Here is a 1,032-nt window from a genome sequence, read left to right as displayed (position 1 = left end):
CTGGCCGAGGCCTTCACCCGCCCCGCCATGATGCGCACCCTGGCCGAGACCGGCTTCCAGCAGTCCTACACGTACTTCACCTGGCGCAACACCAAACAGGAACTCACCGACCACCTCACCGAACTGGCCGGCGAGTCGGCCGCCCGGATGCGGCCCAACCTCTTCGTCAACACCCCCGACATCCTCCACGAGTTCCTGCAGACCGGCGGCCGCCCCGCCTTCGCGCTGCGCGCCGTCCTGGCCGCCACCCTCTCCCCCACCTGGGGCCTCTACAGCGGCTACGAACTCTGCGAGAACACCCCCCTGCGGGAAGGCAGCGAGGAATACCTCCACTCCGAGAAGTACCAGCTGCGCCCACGCGACTGGGCCGCCGCCGAACGGGACGGTCTGAGCATCGCGCCGCTGGTGCGCGAGCTCAACGCGGTCAGACGGCGCAGTCCCGCGCTGCGCCAACTGCGTGACCTGCACTTCCACCACGCCGACCAGGAGTCGGTGATCGCCTACTCCAAGTCCGTGACGGACGGCCGCGGTTCGAACACGGTTGTGGTGGTGGTCAACCTCGACCCCCACCACACCCAGGAGGCCACGGTCTCGTTGGACATGCCGCAACTCGGCCTGGACTGGCACGAGTCGGTGCCGGTGCGCGACGAGCTCACCGGCGAGACCTACAACTGGGGCAGGACCAACTATGTGCGCCTGGAGCCGGGTGACCGGCCCGCGCACATCCTCACCGTCCTGCGACCGTCCTCACCGCTGATCGGAGGGTCACCCACCACATGATCGTCAATGAGCCCGTCCCGGACACGTTCGAGGACACCCCGGCCAAGGACCGCGATCCCGAGTGGTTCAAACGCGCCGTCTTCTACGAGGTCCTGGTCCGCTCCTTCCAGGACAGCAACGGCGACGGCGTCGGCGACCTCAAGGGCCTGACCGCGAAACTCGACTACCTGCAATGGCTCGGTGTCGACTGCCTGTGGCTGCCGCCCTTCTTCAAGTCCCCGCTGCGCGACGGCGGCTACGACGTCTCCGACT

Annotated in this window: 1 protein-coding gene and 1 pseudogene; both read left to right on the top strand. The window is 67.8% G+C overall.

The features are described from left to right. Positions 1-780: pseudogene (locus ACFW6B_RS41175) on the top strand (alpha-1,4-glucan--maltose-1-phosphate maltosyltransferase); the annotation flags it as partial. Continuing rightward, positions 777-1,032 (top strand): alpha-amylase family glycosyl hydrolase (locus ACFW6B_RS41170; RefSeq protein WP_386605078.1); only part of this gene is annotated, 256 nt, incomplete at its 3' end. The pseudogene ACFW6B_RS41175 and the gene ACFW6B_RS41170, both read left to right, overlap by 4 nt.

It is taken from the genome of Streptomyces sp. NPDC058751 (assembly GCF_042746485.1).
Taxonomy (GTDB): Bacteria; Actinomycetota; Actinomycetes; order Streptomycetales; family Streptomycetaceae; genus Streptomyces.
Note: the sequence above shows the minus strand (reverse complement) of the source record. Positions and strands in the feature narration are given on the sequence as shown.